We start from the raw sequence: 20,331 nt of genomic DNA, 5'->3' as shown, positions 1-20,331 counted from the left end.
TTGCGGTGGCGCTGGTCCAGCAGGACGCGAGCGGCCAGCACGCCGCCGGCCACATGGTCGGCCGTGAAGCACTGCTCGCGGATGCTCTCGAAACAGTGGTTCAGCACGACCAGGCGCGACCACTTGGGTCCGAGCGCAACGATGTCGGCGTCGGTCAGCGCGTTGCTCATCACGATCAGGCCGTCGCAGCCGCATTCGAGCAGGAAGTCGATCCCTTCACGGGCCTGGCGCCGCGCGTCGCCCTGCCCCACGCCGAACGCGACCACCATGTGCAGGCCGGCAGCGCGCAGTTCGGTGTCGATCACCTGCAGGATCGGGGTGTAGAACGTGCCCTTCAGGATAGGGATGTACACCCCGATCATCTGGGTACTGCCCGACAGCAGGGAGCGGGCCGCGTGCGAAGGACGGAACTCGAGCTGTTCGATGGCTTTTTGCACGCGCGCCAGCGTGGCCGGCGAAACCGATCCCTTGCCGCTCACCACGCGCGATGCAGTGCCGAGGCCAACGCCCGCGAGGCGGGCTACGTCTTTGATTGTCGCCACGAATTCCTCTTGAATGCTCTCGTCTGACTCTGCTTGTTAAAAGAATACTGCATCTGTGGCGCGTGCCACAAGGTGTTTGCGCCGCCGCGCCTCAGCGCGTGCCGTTCCAGGTAAAGGTCGCCGCACTCCCGGCCGGCAGCGCATAGCCGAAGCTGCGCGCGCCGACGCGCACCGAGAACCGGCGCTGCTCCTGCGCGCTATTGAAGACCAGCAGGGCGATCGAGCCGTCGTCGGCATTGCGGAACGCGACGCTGTCGAGCTGGTCGTGGCCGCTGCTCGAGAAGATCCGGCGCGCGCCCTGGCGCACGAAGCGGCTGGCATGGGCCAGCGCATAGTACTCGACATTGCGCGTCACTTCACCGGTGTTCGAATCGATCGTGACCACGCCACGGCAGTTGGCGCAGCCACCCAGGCGCGGGCCGTGGTTTTCGTCGAGCGCGAGGTTCCACAGCAGCACGCCCTTGGCCCAGCCGCGCGTGCTGCCGATCATCAGTGTACGTACGAAGAACTTCAGGTTGTCGGACCAGCGCGGCGCCCACTCCCCGCCCGAGCACTCGGTGAAATAGGTTTCCTTGTCCGGATAGCTGTCGTGCAGCGCCGCCTGCACCCGCACATCGCCCCCGTAGCAATGCCAGGCCACGCCACTGACGTAGCGTGCCGCCACCGGATCGGCCAGCACCGCCGCCGGCGAGCCCGGCTCGTTCCAGTTGTGGTCCCAGTCGAGGATGCGGGTGTCGCCGTGGTGCCTGGCCAGCAGCGGCCCGAGGTGCCCGCCGATGAAGGCAGCGCGCGTGGCCGGGTCGACCCGCATGCCGGGATAATTGTCGGGCTCGAAGTGAGGTTCGTTCTGCACGGTGAGCGCAAAGATGGGCACCCCTTCGGCCAGGTAGGCATCGATGTAGCGGCGCAGGTATTCGGCGAACGGTGCGAACGCTTCCGGTTTCAGCGTTCCCTGCACCAGGCTGTCGCTGCTTTTCATCCAGCCCGGCGCGCTCCAGGGTGAAGCCATCACGCGCAACTTCGGATTGATCGCCAGCGCCGCTTTCACGACAGGCAGCACGTCGGCGCGGTTCGGCTCAATCGAGAAGCGCGCCAGCCCGGGGTCCTTCTGGCCGGGCGGCATGTCATCGAAACTGTAATGGGTGCGCGAAAAATCCGAGGCCCCGATGGTCAGCCGGGTAAAGCTCATGCCAAGGCCGGGCGCGGCCCCGTACAGCTCGCGCAGCAGCGCCGCGCGCTGGGGCGCAGTCATCTTGTTCTGGATCAGCCAGGCGGAGGCATCGGTGATGGCGGCGCCGAAGCCGACCATCTCCTGGTAACGCTGGGTCGGATCGACATCGATGACGATGGCGGCCGGCGTGGCGCGACCGAACCATGCATCCGGCGCGCGCGCCAGCAGCCTGGCCTGGTCGCCGGTTGTGACCCAAGCCTGCACGCCACCAGCTGCTGCGTGTGCGGCGATCGCGCTGCCGGCCAGCAGCGGCGCCAGAAGCGCGCGCGCCACCCATGAGCGAATCCGCAGTGCCTGAACTCTTTCTTCCATATCTCCCCCTGTGAATGGCCTACACGCGCTGTTCGCCGACCGGGTCGAACAGCGAGCCCCGCGCCGCGTCGAGCCCGAAGCTGACTGCCGCGCCAGGCGTGAAACTGCGCGTATCGTGAACCAGTGCCGACAGCAGCTGGCCGCCGGACTCGATCCACACGACCTGGTGATTGCCCATCGGCTCGACCAGCGATACGGTGCCGGACAGCGGCGCGCCTTGCCCGATCCGTACATGCTCGGGCCGAATGCCGAAGACCGCCGCGCGCGCACCGCCAGCGGCCGGCGCCAGCGCAAGCTTCAGCGTACCGGCCGTAAAGCTGCCGTCCGCGCCCAGCGCGCCGTGCATGAAGTTCATCGCGGGCGCGCCCAGGAAACCGGCCACGAACAGGTTGGCCGGCCGCTCATACACCTCGGCCGGCGTGCCGACCTGCTGGACTTTCCCGGCGCGCATCACGACGATGCGGGTCGCGAGCGTCATCGCCTCGACCTGGTCGTGGGTCACGTAGATCATGGTCGAACCGAGCTTCCGGTGCAGCAGCTTCAGCTCGCGCCGAAGCTCCGTGCGCAGCTTGGCATCCAGGTTCGAAAGCGGTTCGTCGAACAGAAACACGCCTGCCTCGCGCACCAGCGCGCGTCCGATCGCGACGCGCTGGCGCTGCCCACCCGACAGCTGGGCCGGCTTGCGCCCAAGCAGGGGGCCCAGCTGCAGCATCCCGGCGGCGCGCTGGATGCGGCGTTCGATCTCGGCTTTCGGGGTGCCGTTGATGCGCAGCCCGAACGACATGTTCTTTTCCACCGTCATGGTCGGATACAGCGCGTACGACTGGAACACCATGCCGATGCCGCGTTCGCTCGGCTCGGCATCAGTCATGTCGCGACCGCCGATCTCGACACTGCCGGCACTGGCATCGATCAGGCCTGCGATGCTGTGCAGCAGGGTCGACTTGCCGCAGCCGGAAGGGCCGAGCAGCACCAGGAACTCGCCCTCCTCCACGTCCAGCCCGAGGTCCTTGATGACCTCGTTCCCGCCAAGGCTGATGCACAGATTCCGCAGACGCACGTTCGACATTGAATTAACCCTTTACCGCGCCGGCGGCGATACCGCGCACGAACCAGCGGCCAGAAATGAAATAGATCGCCAGTGGCACCAGCGAGGTGAGCACGGTTGCCGCCATGTTGACGTTGTAGAGCCTCGTGCCGGTGGTGGTGTTGATCACGTTGTTGAGCTGGACCGTCATCGGCAGGTTGTCGCGCCCTGCGAACACCAGGCCGAGGATATAGTCGTTCCACACGCCCGTGACCTGCATGATGGCCGCGACCACAATGATGGGCAGCGACATCGGCAGCATCAGTTGCGCGAAGATTCGGAAGAACCCGCCGCCATCGATGCGCGCGGCCTGGAACAGCTCGTGCGGAAGCGCCGCGTAGTAGTTCCGGAACAGCAGCGTCATGACCGGCATGCTGAAGATAATGTGGACCAGCACGATGCCCGCCAGTGAGCCGAACAGGCCCAACGCGCCAATCATCCGCACCAGCGGGAACATCATTACCTGTACCGGGATGAAGGCGCCGGCCATCAAAATGCCGAACAGGAGACTGGCGCCGCGCGGACGCCAGAACGACAGCGCATAGCCGTTCAAGGCGCCCAGCAGGATCGGCAAAATGGTAGCCGGCACGGCGATCGCGGACCGAATTCCAGAAGCCGCCCCGGGATTCCTTCCAAGGCGCGCCGAGTCTGCAGGCGCCGCTCCAGGCTTTCGCGCCACGGTCGAGCGTGGGCGACGCAGCGGCAGCGCGAAGACATTCCTCGAAGCCGGTTTCGTCGACGGCTTGAGCGAGGTGGACCGGCCATCACGTACAGCGGGCAGCCAGGAAAAACAGCCGGCGCTGGCCAAGACAAAATTAAATACCCAGGCGGGCCGGCGTGAAAGGATGGATTTTGCGCTTGTCATGCGCGCTCGTTGGCTGCGTGCATTACGCGTATGGGGCAAGCAGCGCCACAGCCGGGAACCAGCAGCATCACGCCGCCAAGCCGACGCGAGCGCGATGTTGGCACGCCCCGAACAGGTGTCTTGTCCATGATGAACTTGGCCGGCACTTCGCTGGCAATGCCAGGCGCCCGCCCTGGGTTCATCGCGACGACCGCGTCGAACAGGCTTGACGACGGCGTCGAGAGCAGCAGTGAACGCGTCGCGATGTGGCCCCAGCATCGGCAGCACGATTCGACATGGTCACGCGCCAGGCCGGGATGCCGTCCAGCCCGGGCGTGCCCTCCAGATATGCGTCGTCAATGCGGCAGGCGCCAGCATCAGCGCCATCACCCAGGCCGAGGCCTTCACACGTGTTCGCATTCACGATGTGGTAGATCACATGTTGCCGTGTCGATGAATCCAGCCGAACGCGCATCTGGAGCGGGCGCGGCACGCCCCTTCGATTCTCGTTCCGGGCGTGAGCATCCCTGCCGCATACCAGGCCGGTGGCCGAAGGACACGCATACGGTAAAGGAAATCGCAGCCAGCACGCCCTCGCCGCGTTCACGTTCTGGTCGAATGAACCATCGGCCAGGCAGGAAACCGATCACCATGCAGGCGACGTATGAACAGCACGCCGTTACAGCGCGAGGTGTATGCAGCGAAGGGCAGCCAGGCTCTGTTTCTCAACAGGCGCGTTGTACTGGCGCAGGCCGACAAAGGTATCGGACGGCAAGCGCGTGAATTCGACAGCCGACCACCCTGATCGAACCACAAGCACCGTGCCCAGGTAGCGACCAGCACCGTCAGCGCCATCGGCAGCAGCCGGCGAATGGTACGGCCTTGCGGAATCGGGTCCTGCTGCCCATCCTAGTCGCGCCAGCGCCGCGGCGATGCTCTTTTGCGCCTTGTCGACCGGCATGCCTGTGTTCCAGAACGCTGGTAAGGACATCGGTCCCAACCCCATTCTGGTCCGAGCGTAGGGTATTACCTCGCCGATGCCTTGCGGGACGACCTTGTCCTTATGATTGGCAAGGCCGGCCTGCGGCAGATATCCAACTTCGACGCGTCGGCATGCGCGCCAACCGGATCGAGCCTTTCGCCTTGTCTGAATTCACAGCTGGACCGCCGGCGCGACCAGCACGCCGGCCCAGATCGCTTGCGCCGTTGAGCGTCTCCGATGCTGGTCCTGGGAACACAGAGAGGCGTCGCCCGGACCAGGCTAGTGGGGTCTGACCGAAGCCGGATGCAGCCGAGATTCCTTTCGGGGCTTCTGCTTGCCGCATTGAATCGCCCTTGCCCAGGCGCCGATGATCTGCACGCCGGCCCTGCGGTGTCAGCATGGCGGTTGCGTGCTTCCAGTTGCGGCCTGGCGGAACCAACGTCGACATACGACGGCAAGACGCTTGAAGGACAGCAGCACAGTTTTTGAAGGCAGCCGATTCGATGGCGCGTGGATCGCGGTCGCGGAACACCGCAGGTAAGAGGATCCCTGGCCGACGTTGGCCAACACTCTGCCATGAATACGATGTTTCCTGCCACGACTGGCCGCCATGCGCCAGCCGACCATCCCGGGCCTTGAGCTTGTCGAGCGCCGCGAACAATTCGTCCATCGTGGCCGGTTCTTTCGCGATACCGGCCTGTTTGAAGGCGGCCTTGGAATACCAGATCCATGCCGGCATGTGGATATTCACCGGGACCGCGTAATAGTGGCCCTTGACCTTGATGACGTCGATGATCGGCTGGGGCAGGCTCTTGTCCCAGCCCTGCTGGCGCGCGATGGTGTCGACGTTGCTCAGCATGCCTTCGTCGATCACATCCAGGAATTGCTTGGAAGTGTTGAACTGCGCGGCGGCAGGGGAATTGCCGCCGACGATGCGATTGATCGCGACGGCGCGTGCCTGCTCGCTGCCGGCTACGGCGCTGTCGACCCACGCGCCACCGGCGTGGCGGTAGGCGTCGGCAACGGCCTTGATGGCGGCCGCTTCGCCGCCCGAGGTCCACCAGTGGATGACCTCTGCCTTCGGTCCTGCCGCGTGTGCCGCGGCGTTCATGCCGAACGCGCTTGCGATCGCGATCGCAAGCGCGAGCCTGTTTGCCCTGAACATACTGTCTCCTTGCGGTCGGATCTGTCGTCCACTCGCGGTCGGCAACGGCCTGTCGCAACACGGATTGGAAACGTTCCCACGCTTATGGCCAAAATATAACACTCATGGATCATGGGTGTCAACGACCGGAAAGTACGGACCGGAACATCGGCGGCCGCGCAGCCCGGGCCTGGCCGTTTCCAGTCGGGCCACCGAAAGTCGAAGTCGACTTCCCCTCCCTCCACTTACCATAAAACACCCGGACAGTGTACAATCTGTCCTCACTTTTTTATTCCCCGACCAATCCCCCATGTCATCCCCCAACCCATCGGCCGTCAAGGCATGGCTCATCGACCTCCAGTCCCGCGTCGTGCAGGCGCTGGAAGAAGTCGACGGCAAGCCATTCCTGCGCGATGCGTGGACCCGCCCTGAAGGCGGCGGCGGGGTGTCGCGGCTGATCGAGGAAGGCAATGTGTTCGAGCGCGGCGGAGTCAATTTTTCGCACGTCACCGGCGCCAACCTGCCGCCGTCCGCAATGGCCAGCCGCCCGGAACTGGCGGGCCGCGCCTGGGAAGCGATGGGTGTGTCGCTGGTGCTCCATCCGCGCAATCCGTACGCGCCGACGGTGCACATGAACGTGCGCTTCTTCACCACGCATGCCGAAGGCCAGGAGCCGGTGTGGTGGTTCGGCGGCGGCATGGACCTGACGCCCTACTACCCCTTCGAAGAAGACGCGCGCGGCTTCCACCAGGCCTGCTTCGACGCACTGCAACCGTTCGGCGACGACCTGTACCCGCGCTTCAAGAAGTGGTGCGACGAGTACTTCTACCTGAAGCACCGCAAGGAACCGCGCGGCGTGGGCGGGATATTCTTCGACGACTTCAACGCCCCCGGCTTCGACCAGAGCTACGCAATGACGCAAAGCGTCGGCGACGCTTTCCTGAAAGGCTACCTGCCTGTCCTCAAGCGCCGCATGGACATGCCGTACGGCGAACGCGAACGCGATTTCCAGGCCTACCGGCGCGGGCGCTATGTCGAATTCAACCTCGTGTTCGACCGCGGTACCCACTTCGGGCTGCAGTCGGGCGGACGGACCGAGGCGATCCTGATGTCGATGCCGCCAATCGTCAAATGGCGCTACGACTGGAAGCCGGAACCAGGCAGCGCGGAAGCGAAACTGTACACCGACTTCCTGGTCCACCGCGACTGGCTTCCCACGTGACATTTTGCGTCGCACTGCTGGGAGGCAGTTTCGACCCCGTCCATCACGGACACGTGGCGCTGGCCGCCCTGTTTGAAAGCCTGCTCAAACCCGACCAGCTGCGGATCGTCCCGGCCGGTAACCCGTGGCAGAAAAGCGGGCTGCGTACCAGTGCCGGTGACCGCATCGCCATGCTGGAACTGGCGTTCCAGGAGGCGGGGCTGGCGGTCACCATCGATTTGCAGGAGGTCGGGCGCGCCACGCCGACCTACACCATCGACACACTGCGAAACGTACGCGCCGAACTCGGTCCCGATGCCTCGATCGTGTTCGTGCTCGGCGCCGACCAGCTGCAGCAACTGGACACCTGGCGCGACTGGCGCCATCTGTTCGATTACGCCCACATCGGCGTGGGCGCCCGTCCCGGTTTCGACCTGGCCGAAGCGGCCCTCCCCGCCGCCGTGGCCGAAGAACTTGAGAAGCGCCGGAGCGGCATTGCGCAGCTCCGCTCTACCCCGTCAGGCAAGGTGTTCCTGGCAGAAGCGCTGGCGGTCGATATTTCCGCCACCGAGATCCGTACCGCATTACAACGGGGAGAACAGGCAAATTCGCTTATCTCGCCGGTAGTGCTAGACTATATTCAACAACATAAATTATACAAAAACTAATGGATATCAAAAAACTGCAAGCGATCGTCGTCGACGCACTTGAAGACGTCAAGGGCCAGGAGATCGTCCTGTTCGACACGATGCACCTGACCAGCCTGTTCGACCGCATCGCGATCGTATCCGGTACTTCCAACCGCCAGACTAAGGCACTTGCCGCGTCGGTTCGCGACAAGGTCAAGGAAGCCGGCGGCGACGTCATCGGCGTCGAGGGCGAAGACACCGGCGAATGGGTGCTGGTCGACTTGGGCGACATGATCGTCCACATCATGCAGGCGCCGATCCGCCAGTACTACCGCCTTGAAGAAATCTGGGGCGACAAGCCGGTCAAGCTGGGCGCGGCCAAGCGCAAGTCGACCGCCGAAGCGGCCGAAGCTGCGCCGAAGACCCGTTCCAAGCACCTGGCAGCCACCCAGGAAGCGCCGGAAGTCAAGCCGGTACGCGAACGCAAGGCGCCGGCCAAGAAGGCTGCCGCAGCCACCGAAGACAAGCCGAAGAAGGCCGCGGCCAAGAAGGCCGCGGCTCCAGCCGGCAAGGTCGTCAAGGTCGCGCCAAGCAAGAGCGAAACCGCAGCCGTGAAAGCGCTGAAGGCACTGCCGAAGAAAGCGCCAGCCGATGCGGCGCCGGTGAAAAAAGTCATCAAGCGCGCGGTAAAAAAAGTAGCAGAGTAATCGTCATATGCAGCTTATCATCGCTGCGGTTGGCCACAAGATGCCGGCCTGGATCGAAGCCGGCTTTTCCGAGTACACGAAGCGCATGCCGCCCGAGCTGCGCATCGTGCTCAAGGAAGTCAAGCCGGTGGACCGTTCCGGCAGCAAGACGGCGGCCACCGCCATGGCGCTCGAACGCGAGCGCATCGAAGCAGTTCTGCCGAAAAGCGTGCGCATCATCGCGCTCGACGAACGCGGCAAGGACCTCACCAGCGTCGGGTTATCCCAGCAGCTCGAACTCTGGCAGCAGGACGGGCGCGACACCGCCTTCCTGATCGGCGGCGCGGACGGCCTCGATCCAGCGCTGAAAGCCAAGGCCGAAGGCCTCATCCGCATTTCCAGCATGACCCTCCCGCACGGGATAGTGCGTGTTATGCTTGCGGAGCAGTTGTATAGGGCGTGGTCGATCACGCAGAATCACCCTTATCATCGCGTCTGATAAACCGCTGGAACTCTCGATGAAACCGGTCGACAAGAAAATCTACCTCGCTTCCAAAAGCCCGCGCAGACGGGAGCTGCTGCGCCAGATCGGCGTGGAGTTCGAACTCCTCATGTTGCGTAACGATTCCATCCGCGGGCCGGACGTGCCGGAAGACGTGCTGGCTGGCGAAGACCCGCGCACGTATGTTGCGCGCGTGGCCAACGAGAAGGCGGCCTTTGCATGGAAGGTGGTGCACCAGCGCCGCCTGACCCTGCGGCCGGTGCTGGCGGCGGATACCACCGTCACCATCGATGGCGAGATCCTGGGCAAGCCTGCCAACCACGATGAGGCGGTCGCGATGCTGGAGCGGCTCTCGGGGAGGACGCACCAGGTGCTCACTTCCATCGCGGTGCACTACACGAATATCGCGGCGCAGGTGACGCAAGTGTCGGATGTGAGGTTTGCGAAGCTGTCGGCGGCGTCCATCAAGGCGTATTGTGCCACCAGCGAACCGTACGACAAGGCCGGCGGGTACGGCATCCAGGGACTGGCTGCCCTGTTCGTCGAGCATATCGAGGGAAGCCATTCGGGATCATGGGGTTGCCGCTTTACGAGACGGCGATCCTGTTGCGCAAGGCGGGTGTGCCGCTGGCGTAGCGCCATGATTCGGCGGATGCGCGCTTCGCGCTTATCCGCCCTACTTGTCTGGTCTGCCCTGTGCCGTAGGGCGGATTCTTCGGGAAGGAACATCCGCTTGCAAGCGGATGTCGTTACGCAGGCGAATCGCACGCGATTCGAAACCCCTGCTCCACCGCCTCCGCGCGAGCCGCCAATACGGCATCCCAATCCCCCGCGCCCGTGTATCATCATGCTTTCCCAAGCACCCGCCCCCGCCCATGAATGAAGACATCCTGATCAACATCACCCCACAGGAAACGCGCGTCGCGCTGGTCCTGCAAGGCGCCGTCCAGGAACTGCACATCGAGCGCACGCTCACGCGCGGACTGGCGGGGAATGTCTATTCCGGCAAGGTCGTCCGCGTCCTGCCCGGCATGCAGTCGGCCTTCATCGACATCGGCCTCGAACGCGCCGCCTTCCTGCACGTCGCCGATATCTGGGAAGCCCGCAGCCACGAAGGCACCAACGTCGCGCCTACCCCGATCGAGAAAATCCTGTTCGACGGCCAGGTGCTGACCGTGCAGGTCATCAAGGACCCGATCGGCACCAAGGGCGCGCGCCTGTCCACGCAGATCTCGATCGCCGGCCGCATGCTGGTCTACCTGCCGCAGGACTGCCACATCGGCATCTCCCAGAAAATCGAAAAGGAATCGGACCGCGAACTGCTGCGCACCCGCCTCCAAAGCCTGCTGCCGCCGGAAGAAAAAGGCGGCTACATCGTGCGCACGATGGCGGAAGACGCTTCCGACACCGACCTCGCCGCCGACGTCGATTACCTGCGCAAGACCTGGGCCGCCATCGTCAACGGCGCCCGCACCCGTCCCGCCACCAGCCTGCTGTACCAGGACTTGAACCTGGCCCAGCGCGTGCTGCGCGACTTCGTGCACGACGAGACTGCGACCATCCAGGTCGACTCGCGCGAGAACTACCTGAAGCTGCTGGAATTCGGCCAGGCTTACACGCCAAGCGTGCTGCCGCGCATGCAGCACTACACCGGCGAGCGCCCGCTGTTCGACCTGTACGGCGTCGAGGAGGAGATCCTGCGCGCGCTCGGCCGCCGCGTCGACCTGAAGTCGGGCGGCTACCTGATCGTCGACCAGACCGAGGCGATGACGACCATCGATGTGAACACCGGCGGCTTCGTCGGCGGCCGCAATTTCGCGGACACGATCTTCAAGACCAACCTCGAGGCGGCGCATGCCATCGCGCGCCAGCTGCGGCTGCGCAACCTGGGCGGCATCATCATCCTCGACTTCATCGACATGGAAAACAACGAGCACCGCAACGCGGTCCTCGCTGAACTGAAAAAGGCGCTGGCGCGCGACCGCACCAAGGTTTCGGTGTCGGGCTTCTCGGCGCTTGGCCTGGTGGAGATGACGCGCAAGCGCACGCGCGAGTCGCTGGCCCATATCCTGTGCGAGCCATGCAAGGCCTGCTCCGGCAAGGGCCAGGTGAAAACCAGCCGCACGATCTGCTACGAGATCTTGCGCGAGCTGCTGCGCGAGGCGAAGCAGTTCAATCCGCGCGAATTCCGCATCATGGCGTCGCAGGAAGTCGTGGACCTGTTCCTGGAAGAAGAATCGCAGCACCTCGCGATGCTGGGCGACTTCATCGGAAAACGCATTTCGCTGCAGGTGGAGAACAGCTACCACCAGGAGCAGTACGACGTCATACTGATGTGATTGAAATTCGATTTGAAATATTTTCCTTCTTGGCTGAGCAGTCCTGTCCGGAAGACCTTCTCGAACGCAAGATAACCAGCACAACATGCCGCTTACCTTTGAAGTCCTCGACGCCGAGTCCGGCGTATTTACTTACCCCGATGAGATATACGACGCCGTTATGGCTGATTTCGACGGACTGCTGGATGAGTACGAGTCCGGCCAGATTGGCGATAAGCGTTATCTGGTTGCACTGGAACGGCTGCTGGCCGAAGCACCGGACTTCGTTGACGCGTACGCGCATATCGCAACCCACTGGCATCAGCAGGGCAAGCCGAAAAAAGCCCTGGATACGGCACTGGTGGGGTTAAGCATTTCCAATCGGCTTATTCCCGAAGGTTTCACTGGCCGCGTTGAATGGGGACACCTCGACAATCGGCCGTATCTGCGGGCAATGCACGTCGCGCTGCTGTCGTACATGCGCCTGCGCCGCCACAAGGATGCGGTCACTCTCATAGAACTGATGCTGGCCAGGAATCCCAACGACAATCAGGGCGTACGTTTCCTGCTTGGCTCTGAATTGCTGCGGGCCGGCGACCATGATCGTGCGCGAGCCGTGCTTGAGGAAGAGGCGGACGGCTATCCGCCGTACTTCTACGAACTGGCTCTGTGCCACATACTGCGCGACGATTGGGTGGCCGCCGCCACAGCCCTGCGCCGTGGCTTTGCCGCCAATCCCTACATCGCGGAAATCCTCGCTGGGAATCCGAATCCTGCGCCACTGGCGATCTGGCATGGCACAAACCTAGCCGAACCCGAGACTGCGCGCGAGTACATGCAGATGTACGGCATGCTCTGGCATCGCCAGCCGGATAGCTTCGCTTTCACCCGCTGGCTGTTCAACCATCCGAAGATACTGGCCGAACGAGCGGCGATCATGGAATGCATGGAAGCGGTGCTGTGGGAGCCAGATGCCGCTACGCGCTCAGAGCTGGCACTAAGAGGCCGTCAGCTAACAGCCAGTATCGACGGCACACTGTCCGCGGCCATCGTCACGAAACGCAAAGACCGGCGCGGCAATGTGATCTGGCCGTGGGCGCTTGCATGAACGCGCGTGACAGATGGATATAAATCTGCGCCAAAGAACTACCCTCCCCCCATCAATACCTCCACTCCTGATGCGCCAGCGGCAAGCTATTCAGTAGCTCGCGATACTGCCGCCACTGCGGCATGTGGGCATCCATCAGCGCGGTGAAATGCTCGTTGTGGTGGTGCTCCAGCAGGTGCGTGAGTTCATGCACTACGATATATTCAAGGCACTGCAAAGGCTTCTTGGCCAGATCGGTGTTGATGCGGATATTTTTGGAGCCAGGGCTGCAACTACCCCATTTTGTTTTCATCTTCTGCACGAAGAACTTTCCGACCTTCACGCCTATAACTTTTTCCCACTTGGCAAGTAGCGGCGGAACCACTTCTTTAAGCTGCTCGCGATACCACGCATCAAGCACTTCCTGCTTTTTCTCGTGGCTGGCTGCGGGCCGCAACTGGAGAATCATCTTGTTGTGCTTGATCTCAACGGTCGGCGCCGCGTCCTTCTCGACCAGCTTGAGCAGATAACGCTTACCCCAAACGTAGTGGCTCTCCCGGTCGAGGTATTCGCGCGGGGTTTCGCGTGCCTGATCGCACAGTTTCTTCTGCTGGCTCTTGATCCAGGAGAGCTTGGTGATGGCAAACACACGGATGGTATCGAGGTCCATGCGCAGGGGCGCGGCGATGCGCACTTTGCCAGCGGGGGGATGGACGCTCAAGTGGAGATTCTTGATGTCCTTCTGCACGACTTCGACGGCAATGTCGCCCAACTTGAATTGCATCAAGGTCAATATTCCTTCTGCTGCCGGATGACGAGAAAGATGCGTTCGACCTCGTCCACGTCCAGCAAAATCCCGTACAAGGCAGCCTTGATGACGTTTTCCTTGGCCTGGACGCCGCGCCAGCCATCGGGCCGCGTGTGTTTGACGGCTTCATCGATCTTGAGCGTCAGCGCCAGCACGTCATCGGATCCGACCACATCATAGTGCGCGGCGGATTGCGCCAGATGAAGCCTGCCAGCGCCAGAAGCGCCTTGCCGCAGCAAATTGTATAGCGCGCGTCGTCCCGGCGTGTTCAGTTGCTCCGGTGTGTCATCGGCCTGTCCCGCCTCGACCCGCTTCGCCAATTCCGCGATCTGCTTCAGATATTCCTCGTACTCGATTGCCTTGGCCTTTCGCGCCGCGATGATCTCGTCGAGCAGCGCCGACATCTTGGCGTAATAGGCAGGATCGTTCAGGTGTTCCTTGATGATCTTGCTGCGGACGTTGTTCTCGATGGTTTCGGCGACCGCGTCCTTGCTGCCCTTTAGTCCCGCAGGGAGACTGTTGATGGCGCTTGCGATGCCGGTCTTGACGATCAATTCCAGTAGCGGCATGCCGTCGAACGGCGAAATCGTCCTTGGCTCGCTCGCTTCGATATAGGTGTCGATCAGGTGGCGCATGTCGGCCTCGTAGGCTTTCATGTCCAGTTTTTCATCGGCGGCGTTGCGGATGATCTCGCGCAGCTTCAGGTAACGGTCAATCGCCTGTTTGATGCGGTCGATATCGGCGTCGCCGTAACCGGCCCTGCCGAGGTCGTCCGAAATATTGGCGTAAGCGCGCACCAGCGCCACCATCGCCTTGTAGAGCGCAACGCGTTGCGTCTCGTGCGCCTTCAGGTCGTCCGCGATTTCGGTATTGCCGCAGAAGTAATGAATGTGCTCCAACTCGCCCTGAGGTGGCGCCACCGGCTCACACAATAGCGCGAGAGTTTCCAGCGCATTGTCGAGCCGCTCGCGGCCCTTGCTCAGACGGTCCTGCAACAGCACCTCGGGATCGACGCCGCCAGCACTCTTGTCCAGTTCGGACGTATAGACGGCGATGGCGTTCTCGACCTTCTTGAACAAATCCTTGTAATCGACGACGTAGCCGAAATCCTTGTCGTCTCCGTCGAGCCGGTTGGTGCGGCAGATCGCCTGAAACAAGCCGTGGTCCTGCATGCTCTTGTCGATGTACAGGTAGGTACAGCTTGGCGCATCGAAGCCGGTCAATAGCTTATCGACCACGACCAGCAAGCGCATGTTCGCCGGTTGCTCCTTGAACAGCGTCTTGGCTTGGTCCTCGTAAGTTTCGGTCCTGGATTTTCCGGGCAGCGCCTCGACGTCATGCAGCAAAGCCGTGTAGCTGTTGTAGATGAACTGCTTGTCGGTCTCGGTATTGGCGCCGGTGTCTTCCAGCGTGATGTTCTGCGCTTGCGGGTTGTACGAAGTGACGACCGCGCACTTGCCCTTGAATACTGTTTTCTGGAACAGATCGAAATACTTGCATGCCTCGTAAATGCTGGAAGCGACCAGGATGGCATTGCCGCGCTGGTTGGACAGGCGAGGCTTGACGCAGAAGTCGAACACGATGTCGGCCACCACCCGATCCATGCGGGCCTTCGAACTGAGCACGTTCTGCATCGTGCCCCATTGCTCGCGCAGGGCCGCCTTTTGCCAATCGTTCAAACCCTTGGTCTTGGCATCGAACCATGCGTCGATCTTCTCTTCCGAACCAAGGCGCTGATCAATGTCGCGCGCCTCGTAGACGAGGTCGAGCACCACTTCATCCTCGACAGCCTCGCTGAACTTGTAAGTGTGGATGTAGCCGCCGAACACTTCCAGACTGGTCTGCTTGTCCCGCTTGAGCAGCGGCGTGCCGGTAAAGCCAACGAACACCGCATTGGGCATCAGCGCCTTCATCGTGCGGTGCAACTTGCCGCTCTGGGTGCGGTGGCACTCATCGACGAACACGAAAATCTCGCCCACTGTCGGGCAGGGTTGCGCGTCCAGTTCCTTGATGAACTGCTCGAAATCGTCAACGCCTTTCTTGCCGAATTTGTGCACAAGCGAACACAGCAGTCGTGGCGTCGCCTGCCCAAGCCGGGCCATCAGGTCGCGCCCGCTGCCAGCTCGGGTCATCGGGTAACCGGCGGCAATAAAAACGCCTTCGATCTGCTTGTCCAGTTCGTCACGGTCGGTGACGATCACCACGCGGGCGTTGGGCTTGTTCTCCAGAATCCACTTGGCAAGTAAAACCATGACGATGCTCTTGCCGCTGCCCTGCGTATGCCAGAGTATGCCGCCCTCGCGGCGATGCACATGCGCCTGCGCCGCCTTGATGCCGAAATACTGGTGCACACGTGGCAGCTTCTTGACTCCGCCGTCGAACAGCACGAAGTCGTGCATCAGCTCAATCAAGCGCGCCTTGTTGCACATCTTCAGCAGGTATTTGTCGAGCTTGAAGCGGCTGTTATCCGCCTCGTCTTCCTTCCAGCTCAGGAAATACTTCTCCTCAGTTTTGATCGTTCCATATTTCAGCCCTTTGGAATCATTGCCGGCGAAAATGAACTGGACTGTGCTGAAGAACCATTCATTGAACGCCGCTTGCTGATTGGAAAGATTCTGCCGAATGCCTTCGCCAATATCGGCGCGGCTGTTCTTGAGTTCCAGCACGCCGACAGCAATGCCGTTGACGTAGATGACGATATCGGGCCGCCGCTCGTGGTTGCCATGCAGCGTGACTTCCTCGGCGATGGCGAAGTCGTTCAGCGTCGGTTCTTTCCAGTCGATCAGCCAGACCGTCTCGGTATTCTGGCCCAGCGCCGCCTGCACTTGCACACCGTAACGCAACAGGCTGTACACCGCCTTGTTATTGTCGTAGAGACTGCGATTGGGGTTGATCGCCTCGGTATGCAAGCGGTCGAGCGCCCGCCCGATCTGTGCGGTGCTGTAGCCGCGCTTGCTCAGGTAGGCAGTGAGCAGCGCGACTTCGACGTTGCTATTGTTCGGGCGGTCGGTCCAATCGCCCAGGTTACGATAGCCCAGTTCGTCACGAAACAGGGCGGCGACGCGGTGCTGGGTGGCGCGTTCTGGTTGGCCGATAGTCATATCAATCGAATCTTTCCAGTGAGGAGCTGGTGCATCATGCCCTGCTTGATGGTTCGCGCTTTGGCGAGCTTCGCCTCAAGTTCGGCAATCTCGGAGTCCATGTCGGAGAGGGCGTTGGCAATGGCGGTTTGCTCTTCTGGGTCAAGGGGAATAGATAGTTCGTAGTTTTTGACGACGGTCCAGTCCGATCGCGGCATGTGAGTGCCGTAAGAATAACTTGCAACCTCTATGAACTTATCTGTCTGGACGAGCTGAAACAGATATTCGCCAGTTATTAGATTTTCTCTTGGAGCGAGAACCCAAATCTCGGTCGAACACACGCCAGCACGATCTGCCCGCCAATATTTTCTAAGGTAAGCACGAAGTTTTCCGAACAGTACGTCCCCGGCACGAAACACAGACTTTAGTGATGAATTTTCACCCGTGCTCGTATTCCCCAAGAGCGCGCCAGTTGAGGAGCCGATGTGCTCTAACTCAATGCAGAACTCCTGTACTCCGCTCTCCCATGGGTCAATCCGCTCATTACGTGGCGCTACTACATCCCCGAATCGCTTAACCTCCCAATCGCCGCTGAATCCCGGCAGGCGCTTTTTCCTGGTCAACAATTCCTGCGCGGCGCCTTGTTTGAGGTGGCGCTTTTTGTTGACCAGTTGCCCCAGCGATTCGATCAGGGCGTCCGCATCACTCAACGCCTCGGCGATGATGCCTTGCTCAACGAAGGGTGGACATGCAACAACAAGTTCATGAAGGTCGTTACGGTTAATGCCTGGAACGCCACTTTTTCCACTGTGTGAATGGAAGTCAATCGTACGAAGAAGGAAAGAGATAAATAACGGATCATTACCCTTAAATTCCTTTACGAACAACGTCGTGTTCAGTGGCCAGTAGTTTTCGTCTACAAAAAATACTTCGCCAATCGTTCCATATCGACCAGTAACAACGCCGGGACCAATTGCCTGAGGTTCGTCATGGTAGGCACATACACCCGATGAAGAAATAATCGGAATTGGCCCTGGCCGTCGGTTACGGTATGGGAGATCAAAACCGCGTTGCAACCTGATCACACTTCCAAGCAATTTGGCAGCCCAATCCTCCGGAATCACCCCCACCTCGGTCTGCTTGTGCCCCACTGGAATCGCGCTCATTGCTTCGCCTCGGGCAAGCTCAATTCCAGTTCCCGGCACAATGCGACGCGGTCGGGCAGGTCGCGGCCGGTTTGCTGCTCGTAAAAACCGCGTTCCAGCGGATCGTCGATTTTCAGCAGTTCGACGATATGCGACCAACCCAATTGGTGCGACAGCGTCGCACTATTTGGGTAGCGGCCTTGGGTGTAGGTGCCGGAAATCTGCTCCAGCAGAGTCCGATAGTCAGGGGAGGTCGTGATCTGAAGAATTTCATTGCTCATGGCTGGAACCCCATTTTTTGGAGGTGCGCGGCGACCTTGGCGCTCAGATCGGCAACCTTGCCGGTCAATATAGGCAGCGGCGTCCCGTAGCGTTCGGCCAGTTCCTTGACGCGCTGGGTAAGTGACTGGCTGATGCAGTCCATTTCGCCGTGAATGGCGGCGGAGATCGTAGCCATCCATTTGTCCTCGACCGTGAGCGTCTTGATGTCGGCCTCGCCAAGCGTCGGGTACTTGCCATAAGCAAGTGCGTCGAGTTCGGCCTCGGCTTCTTTCAGGGTTTTCTTGAGGTCGACTTCCCGCGTGCAGAGCTTGAGCCAAGCGTGAAGCGCCTCGGCTTCCTCCTTAGCTTCCTTGTCACTCTTGATTTCTTTCAGACGGGCGCTGACGCTGGCCTTGTTCACCTTGTCGAGTTCGGCAAAGGCGCCATCCTCCCCGCCATGTTCTTCCTCCATTTCGGCCATTTGCGCGGCAACGCTTTCCAGCGCCGTTTCCTGTTCGCGTATGGCCGCTTGCTGCCTGGCGAAGTAGCGATTGACCACGAGTTGCTTGGGCACGAGATCGCAGGCCCAGCCCTTGTCGACTTCTTTGCCCTTCTTGTTGGTTTCGATGATGCGGTAGGTCTTGGCCTTCCATCCGTCAGCGGCGATCAGGTAGCAGTCGTCCTGCATCGTCGTTGCCCAGTAGTCCATGAGATGCTGATACACCGCGTACTTGTCGATCAGCGGCTTGTCCGCATAATGCGCGAGCAGGTCTTCGGCGAGGTGGTCGATGACGATCTTCGGATGGCAGCCGGCTTGCAGGTCCTTGAGCGTTTGGGTGCTGCGCTGTTGCCAGTCGGCGAAAGGGCATTCATGCCGCCGATGAAGGTGACAAATTCTGGATGCTCATAGATGCCCGGCTTGATGGCTTGCTTGGCGACGGCAAGATCGAGGTAGCCGGGGCGATTGGCGCTGAACAGGGTTTGCCGCAGTTGCGGACAAACTTTCCAGTACGCCTGCAAGGCATCCACGTCGGCGCTGGGAATGCCTCCTTTCAGATGGCCCTCGATGTCCTGGATATCCTCGACCTGCTGGCTGTCGATGTAGCGCGGGATGTTGAGATTGAAGTCGTTCTTCTCAATTTCCTCAATGCCGACCATGCGCGCGTATTTCGGGTCGCTCTCGTCGCGGCGGTTGAATACGTCGACGATCTGGTGGATGTCGCAGTCGCGCAGGCGGTTTTTCGGGCCGTCCTTCATGAAGCCGCTGCTGGCGTCGAGCATGAAGATGCCCTTGCGGCTCTGGGCGTTTTCTTTGTCGATGAGGATAATGCAGGCAGGTATGCCGGTGCCGTAGAACAAATTGGCGGGCAGGCCGATGATTCCCGTGATATAGCCCTTGCGAATCAGGCTGCGGCGGATGTCGGCCTCAGCATTGCCGCGAAACAACACGCCGTGCGGCAGGATGCAGGCGCCTTTTCCGGTGCTCTTAAGTGAGCGGATGATGTGCAGCAAGTAGGCGTAATCGCCCTGCTTGGCGGGCGGAGTGCCGAAATGCTGGAAGCGCTCGTACGGGTCGTTGAGCGGATCGATGCCGGTGCTCCAGCGCTTGTCGCTGAACGGCGGATTGGCGACGACGTAGTCGAAGGTCTTGAGCGAGCCGTCGTCGCCGGTGAACAGGGGATTGGCGATGGTGTTGCCCTGTTTGATTTCCGCCGTGGGGTTGTATGCAGGATCATGTTCATGCGCGCCAAGCCGGAAGTGGCCGCATCCTTCTCCTGACCGTACAGCGTGACTTTGGCATGAGCTTCGTCACCCACTTTCAGCAATAGCGAACCTGACCCGCATGTCGGGTCATAAACAGTCGTGCCGTTGTTCGTTTGCGGGCTGCGGATGCCGATAATCTGCGCCATGATGCGGCTAACTTCGGCCGGTGTGTAGAACTGGCCCTTGCTCTTGCCGCTTTCGGCGGCAAAGTGGCGCATCAGGTATTCGTAAGCGTCGCCGAGGATGTCATCACCCTCCGCGCGATTCTTGCTGAAGTCGAGCGCCTTGTTCTCGAAGATGGAGATCAAGTTGGTGAGCCGGTCGACAATTTCCTGGCCGCTGCCCAGCTTGCTCGGATCGTTGAAGTCGGGCATGTCCGACAGCTTGTTGGCCTTTGCCAGCGGACCGATGATTTTCTTGTTGATCTGGTCGCCGATGTCGGACCTGCCCTTGAGGGCGACCATGTCGTTGAAGCTGGCGCCGTGCGGAATCACGATGGGCGCGTAGGGCACGCCAGCATACTTATCAGAAATATACTTCACGAACAGCAGGACGAGAACGTAGTCCTTGTACTGGCTGGCGTCCATGCCACCGCGCAACTCATCGCAGGATTGCCACAGGGAGGAATAGAGTTCGGACTTCTTGATTGCCATAGACTGCTTTATTGTGGAATGAATAAGTGCGACAGACGGAAAAGTCGTTACTTTA

The 20,331-nt window shown here is 61.2% G+C and carries 18 protein-coding genes and 2 pseudogenes; 8 read left to right on the top strand and 12 right to left on the bottom strand.

The features are described 5' to 3' along the window. The 4 genes from D3872_RS01490 to D3872_RS01475 form a co-directional block, all read right to left on the bottom strand. Nucleotides 1-542, bottom strand: a 542-nt coding sequence (locus D3872_RS01490; RefSeq protein ID WP_147373759.1) for a LacI family DNA-binding transcriptional regulator, incomplete at its 3' end; no start/stop codon positions are given. Nucleotides 543-633: 91 nt separating this feature from the next. Beyond that, the gene (locus D3872_RS01485; protein ID WP_119809135.1) at nt 634-2,085 is read right to left on the bottom strand and encodes a glycoside hydrolase family 30 protein; all 1,452 of its coding nucleotides are present in this window, start codon (nt 2,083-2,085) and stop codon (nt 634-636) included. A gap of 19 nt (nt 2,086-2,104) precedes the next feature. Beyond that, nucleotides 2,105-3,154: an ABC transporter ATP-binding protein gene (locus tag D3872_RS01480; protein WP_119809134.1), complete on the bottom strand. Its 1,050-nt coding sequence runs from the start codon at nt 3,152-3,154 to the stop codon at nt 2,105-2,107. A gap of 4 nt (nt 3,155-3,158) precedes the next feature. Then, entirely contained in the window at nt 3,159-3,761 is a 603-nt protein-coding gene (locus tag D3872_RS01475) for a carbohydrate ABC transporter permease (RefSeq protein WP_370660934.1), read from the bottom strand. Here D3872_RS01475 and D3872_RS27340 point away from each other — a divergent pair. Continuing rightward, the gene (locus D3872_RS27340) at nt 3,748-4,167 is read left to right on the top strand and encodes a hypothetical protein (protein WP_370660933.1); all 420 of its coding nucleotides are present in this window, start codon (nt 3,748-3,750) and stop codon (nt 4,165-4,167) included. The two genes, D3872_RS01475 and D3872_RS27340, sit on opposite strands and share 14 nt — an antisense overlap. A 528-nt stretch (nt 4,168-4,695) precedes the next feature. Here the strand turns inward: D3872_RS27340 and D3872_RS26215 are convergent. Both D3872_RS26215 and D3872_RS01470 read right to left on the bottom strand, forming a co-directional pair. Then, nucleotides 4,696-4,977 carry a hypothetical protein gene (locus D3872_RS26215; protein ID WP_229459101.1) on the bottom strand — a complete coding sequence of 94 codons (282 nt, stop codon included), beginning with the start codon at nt 4,975-4,977 and terminating at the stop codon, nt 4,696-4,698. A 100-nt stretch (nt 4,978-5,077) separates the two neighbouring features. Next, nucleotides 5,078-6,163 carry an ABC transporter substrate-binding protein gene (locus tag D3872_RS01470; protein WP_229459100.1) on the bottom strand — a complete coding sequence of 362 codons (1,086 nt, stop codon included), beginning with the start codon at nt 6,161-6,163 and terminating at the stop codon, nt 5,078-5,080. Nucleotides 6,164-6,452: 289 nt separating this feature from the next. Here D3872_RS01470 and hemF point away from each other — a divergent pair, with 289 nt between their 5' ends. From hemF to D3872_RS01435, 7 genes and pseudogenes are all read left to right on the top strand, one after another. Beyond that, nucleotides 6,453-7,364: an oxygen-dependent coproporphyrinogen oxidase gene (gene hemF, locus D3872_RS01465; RefSeq protein WP_119809132.1), complete on the top strand. Its 912-nt coding sequence runs from the start codon at nt 6,453-6,455 to the stop codon at nt 7,362-7,364. Then, complete coding sequence (locus tag D3872_RS01460) at nt 7,361-8,011, top strand: nicotinate-nucleotide adenylyltransferase (protein WP_119809131.1); 651 nt, start codon at nt 7,361-7,363, stop codon at nt 8,009-8,011. Before hemF ends, D3872_RS01460 begins: the two co-directional genes overlap by 4 nt. Next, complete coding sequence (rsfS, locus tag D3872_RS01455; protein WP_119809130.1) at nt 8,011-8,679, top strand: ribosome silencing factor; 669 nt, start codon at nt 8,011-8,013, stop codon at nt 8,677-8,679. The genes D3872_RS01460 and rsfS overlap by 1 nt, the downstream gene beginning before the upstream one ends. Nucleotides 8,680-8,686: 7 nt before the next feature. Beyond that, nucleotides 8,687-9,157 (top strand): 23S rRNA (pseudouridine(1915)-N(3))-methyltransferase RlmH, encoded by a 471-nt coding sequence (gene rlmH, locus D3872_RS01450; protein WP_119809129.1) that lies wholly within the window; start codon nt 8,687-8,689, stop codon nt 9,155-9,157. A 19-nt stretch (nt 9,158-9,176) separates the two neighbouring features. Next, nucleotides 9,177-9,796: pseudogene (locus D3872_RS01445) on the top strand (Maf family protein). Nucleotides 9,797-10,035: 239 nt separating this feature from the next. Next, nucleotides 10,036-11,499 (top strand): ribonuclease G, encoded by a 1,464-nt coding sequence (gene rng, locus D3872_RS01440; RefSeq protein ID WP_119809128.1) that lies wholly within the window; start codon nt 10,036-10,038, stop codon nt 11,497-11,499. Nucleotides 11,500-11,584: 85 nt separating this feature from the next. Beyond that, nucleotides 11,585-12,586 carry a tetratricopeptide repeat protein gene (locus D3872_RS01435; RefSeq protein WP_119809127.1) on the top strand — a complete coding sequence of 334 codons (1,002 nt, stop codon included), beginning with the start codon at nt 11,585-11,587 and terminating at the stop codon, nt 12,584-12,586. A 52-nt stretch (nt 12,587-12,638) separates the two neighbouring features. Here the strand turns inward: D3872_RS01435 and D3872_RS01430 are convergent, their stop codons facing one another. The 6 genes and pseudogenes from D3872_RS01430 to D3872_RS01410 form a co-directional block, all read right to left on the bottom strand. Continuing rightward, nucleotides 12,639-13,349: a M48 family metallopeptidase gene (locus D3872_RS01430; protein WP_119809139.1), complete on the bottom strand. Its 711-nt coding sequence runs from the start codon at nt 13,347-13,349 to the stop codon at nt 12,639-12,641. 5 nt (nt 13,350-13,354) lie between these two features. Continuing rightward, nucleotides 13,355-16,474: a type I restriction endonuclease subunit R gene (locus tag D3872_RS01425; RefSeq protein WP_119809126.1), complete on the bottom strand. Its 3,120-nt coding sequence runs from the start codon at nt 16,472-16,474 to the stop codon at nt 13,355-13,357. Beyond that, nucleotides 16,471-17,619: a restriction endonuclease subunit S gene (locus D3872_RS25490; protein ID WP_182915639.1), complete on the bottom strand. Its 1,149-nt coding sequence runs from the start codon at nt 17,617-17,619 to the stop codon at nt 16,471-16,473. The genes D3872_RS01425 and D3872_RS25490 overlap by 4 nt, the downstream gene beginning before the upstream one ends. Beyond that, nucleotides 17,616-17,879 (bottom strand): DUF1016 N-terminal domain-containing protein, encoded by a 264-nt coding sequence (locus D3872_RS25925; protein ID WP_220476855.1) that lies wholly within the window; start codon nt 17,877-17,879, stop codon nt 17,616-17,618. The genes D3872_RS25490 and D3872_RS25925 overlap by 4 nt, the downstream gene beginning before the upstream one ends. Further along, nucleotides 17,876-18,568 carry a hypothetical protein gene (locus D3872_RS26210; RefSeq protein ID WP_229459099.1) on the bottom strand — a complete coding sequence of 231 codons (693 nt, stop codon included), beginning with the start codon at nt 18,566-18,568 and terminating at the stop codon, nt 17,876-17,878. Before D3872_RS26210 ends, D3872_RS25925 begins: the two co-directional genes overlap by 4 nt. A gap of 29 nt (nt 18,569-18,597) precedes the next feature. Continuing rightward, nucleotides 18,598-20,210: pseudogene (locus D3872_RS01410) on the bottom strand (N-6 DNA methylase). Between the last annotated feature and the right edge of the window lie 121 nt (nt 20,211-20,331).

This window comes from Massilia cavernae, from assembly GCF_003590855.1.
Classification (GTDB): domain Bacteria; phylum Pseudomonadota; class Gammaproteobacteria; order Burkholderiales; family Burkholderiaceae_D; genus Telluria_A; species Telluria_A cavernae.
Note: the sequence above shows the minus strand (reverse complement) of the source record. Positions and strands in the feature narration are given on the sequence as shown.

Coding starts and splice junctions, on each gene's coding strand:
- D3872_RS01485 (WP_119809135.1), bottom strand. CDS start 2,085: ATGGAAGAAAGAGTTCAGGCACTGCGGATTCGCTCATGGGTGGCGCGC.
- D3872_RS01480 (WP_119809134.1), bottom strand. CDS start 3,154: ATGTCGAACGTGCGTCTGCGGAATCTGTGCATCAGCCTTGGCGGGAAC.
- D3872_RS27340 (WP_370660933.1), top strand. CDS start 3,748: ATGGTAGCCGGCACGGCGATCGCGGACCGAATTCCAGAAGCCGCCCCG.
- D3872_RS26215 (WP_229459101.1), bottom strand. CDS start 4,977: ATGCCGGTCGACAAGGCGCAAAAGAGCATCGCCGCGGCGCTGGCGCGA.
- D3872_RS01470 (WP_229459100.1), bottom strand. CDS start 6,163: ATGTTCAGGGCAAACAGGCTCGCGCTTGCGATCGCGATCGCAAGCGCG.
- hemF (WP_119809132.1), top strand. CDS start 6,453: ATGTCATCCCCCAACCCATCGGCCGTCAAGGCATGGCTCATCGACCTC.
- rsfS (WP_119809130.1), top strand. CDS start 8,011: ATGGATATCAAAAAACTGCAAGCGATCGTCGTCGACGCACTTGAAGAC.
- rlmH (WP_119809129.1), top strand. CDS start 8,687: ATGCAGCTTATCATCGCTGCGGTTGGCCACAAGATGCCGGCCTGGATC.
- rng (WP_119809128.1), top strand. CDS start 10,036: ATGAATGAAGACATCCTGATCAACATCACCCCACAGGAAACGCGCGTC.
- D3872_RS01435 (WP_119809127.1), top strand. CDS start 11,585: ATGCCGCTTACCTTTGAAGTCCTCGACGCCGAGTCCGGCGTATTTACT.
- D3872_RS01430 (WP_119809139.1), bottom strand. CDS start 13,349: ATGCAATTCAAGTTGGGCGACATTGCCGTCGAAGTCGTGCAGAAGGAC.
- D3872_RS01425 (WP_119809126.1), bottom strand. CDS start 16,474: ATGACTATCGGCCAACCAGAACGCGCCACCCAGCACCGCGTCGCCGCC.
- D3872_RS25490 (WP_182915639.1), bottom strand. CDS start 17,619: ATGAGCGCGATTCCAGTGGGGCACAAGCAGACCGAGGTGGGGGTGATT.
- D3872_RS25925 (WP_220476855.1), bottom strand. CDS start 17,879: ATGAGCAATGAAATTCTTCAGATCACGACCTCCCCTGACTATCGGACT.
- D3872_RS26210 (WP_229459099.1), bottom strand. CDS start 18,568: ATGGACTACTGGGCAACGACGATGCAGGACGACTGCTACCTGATCGCC.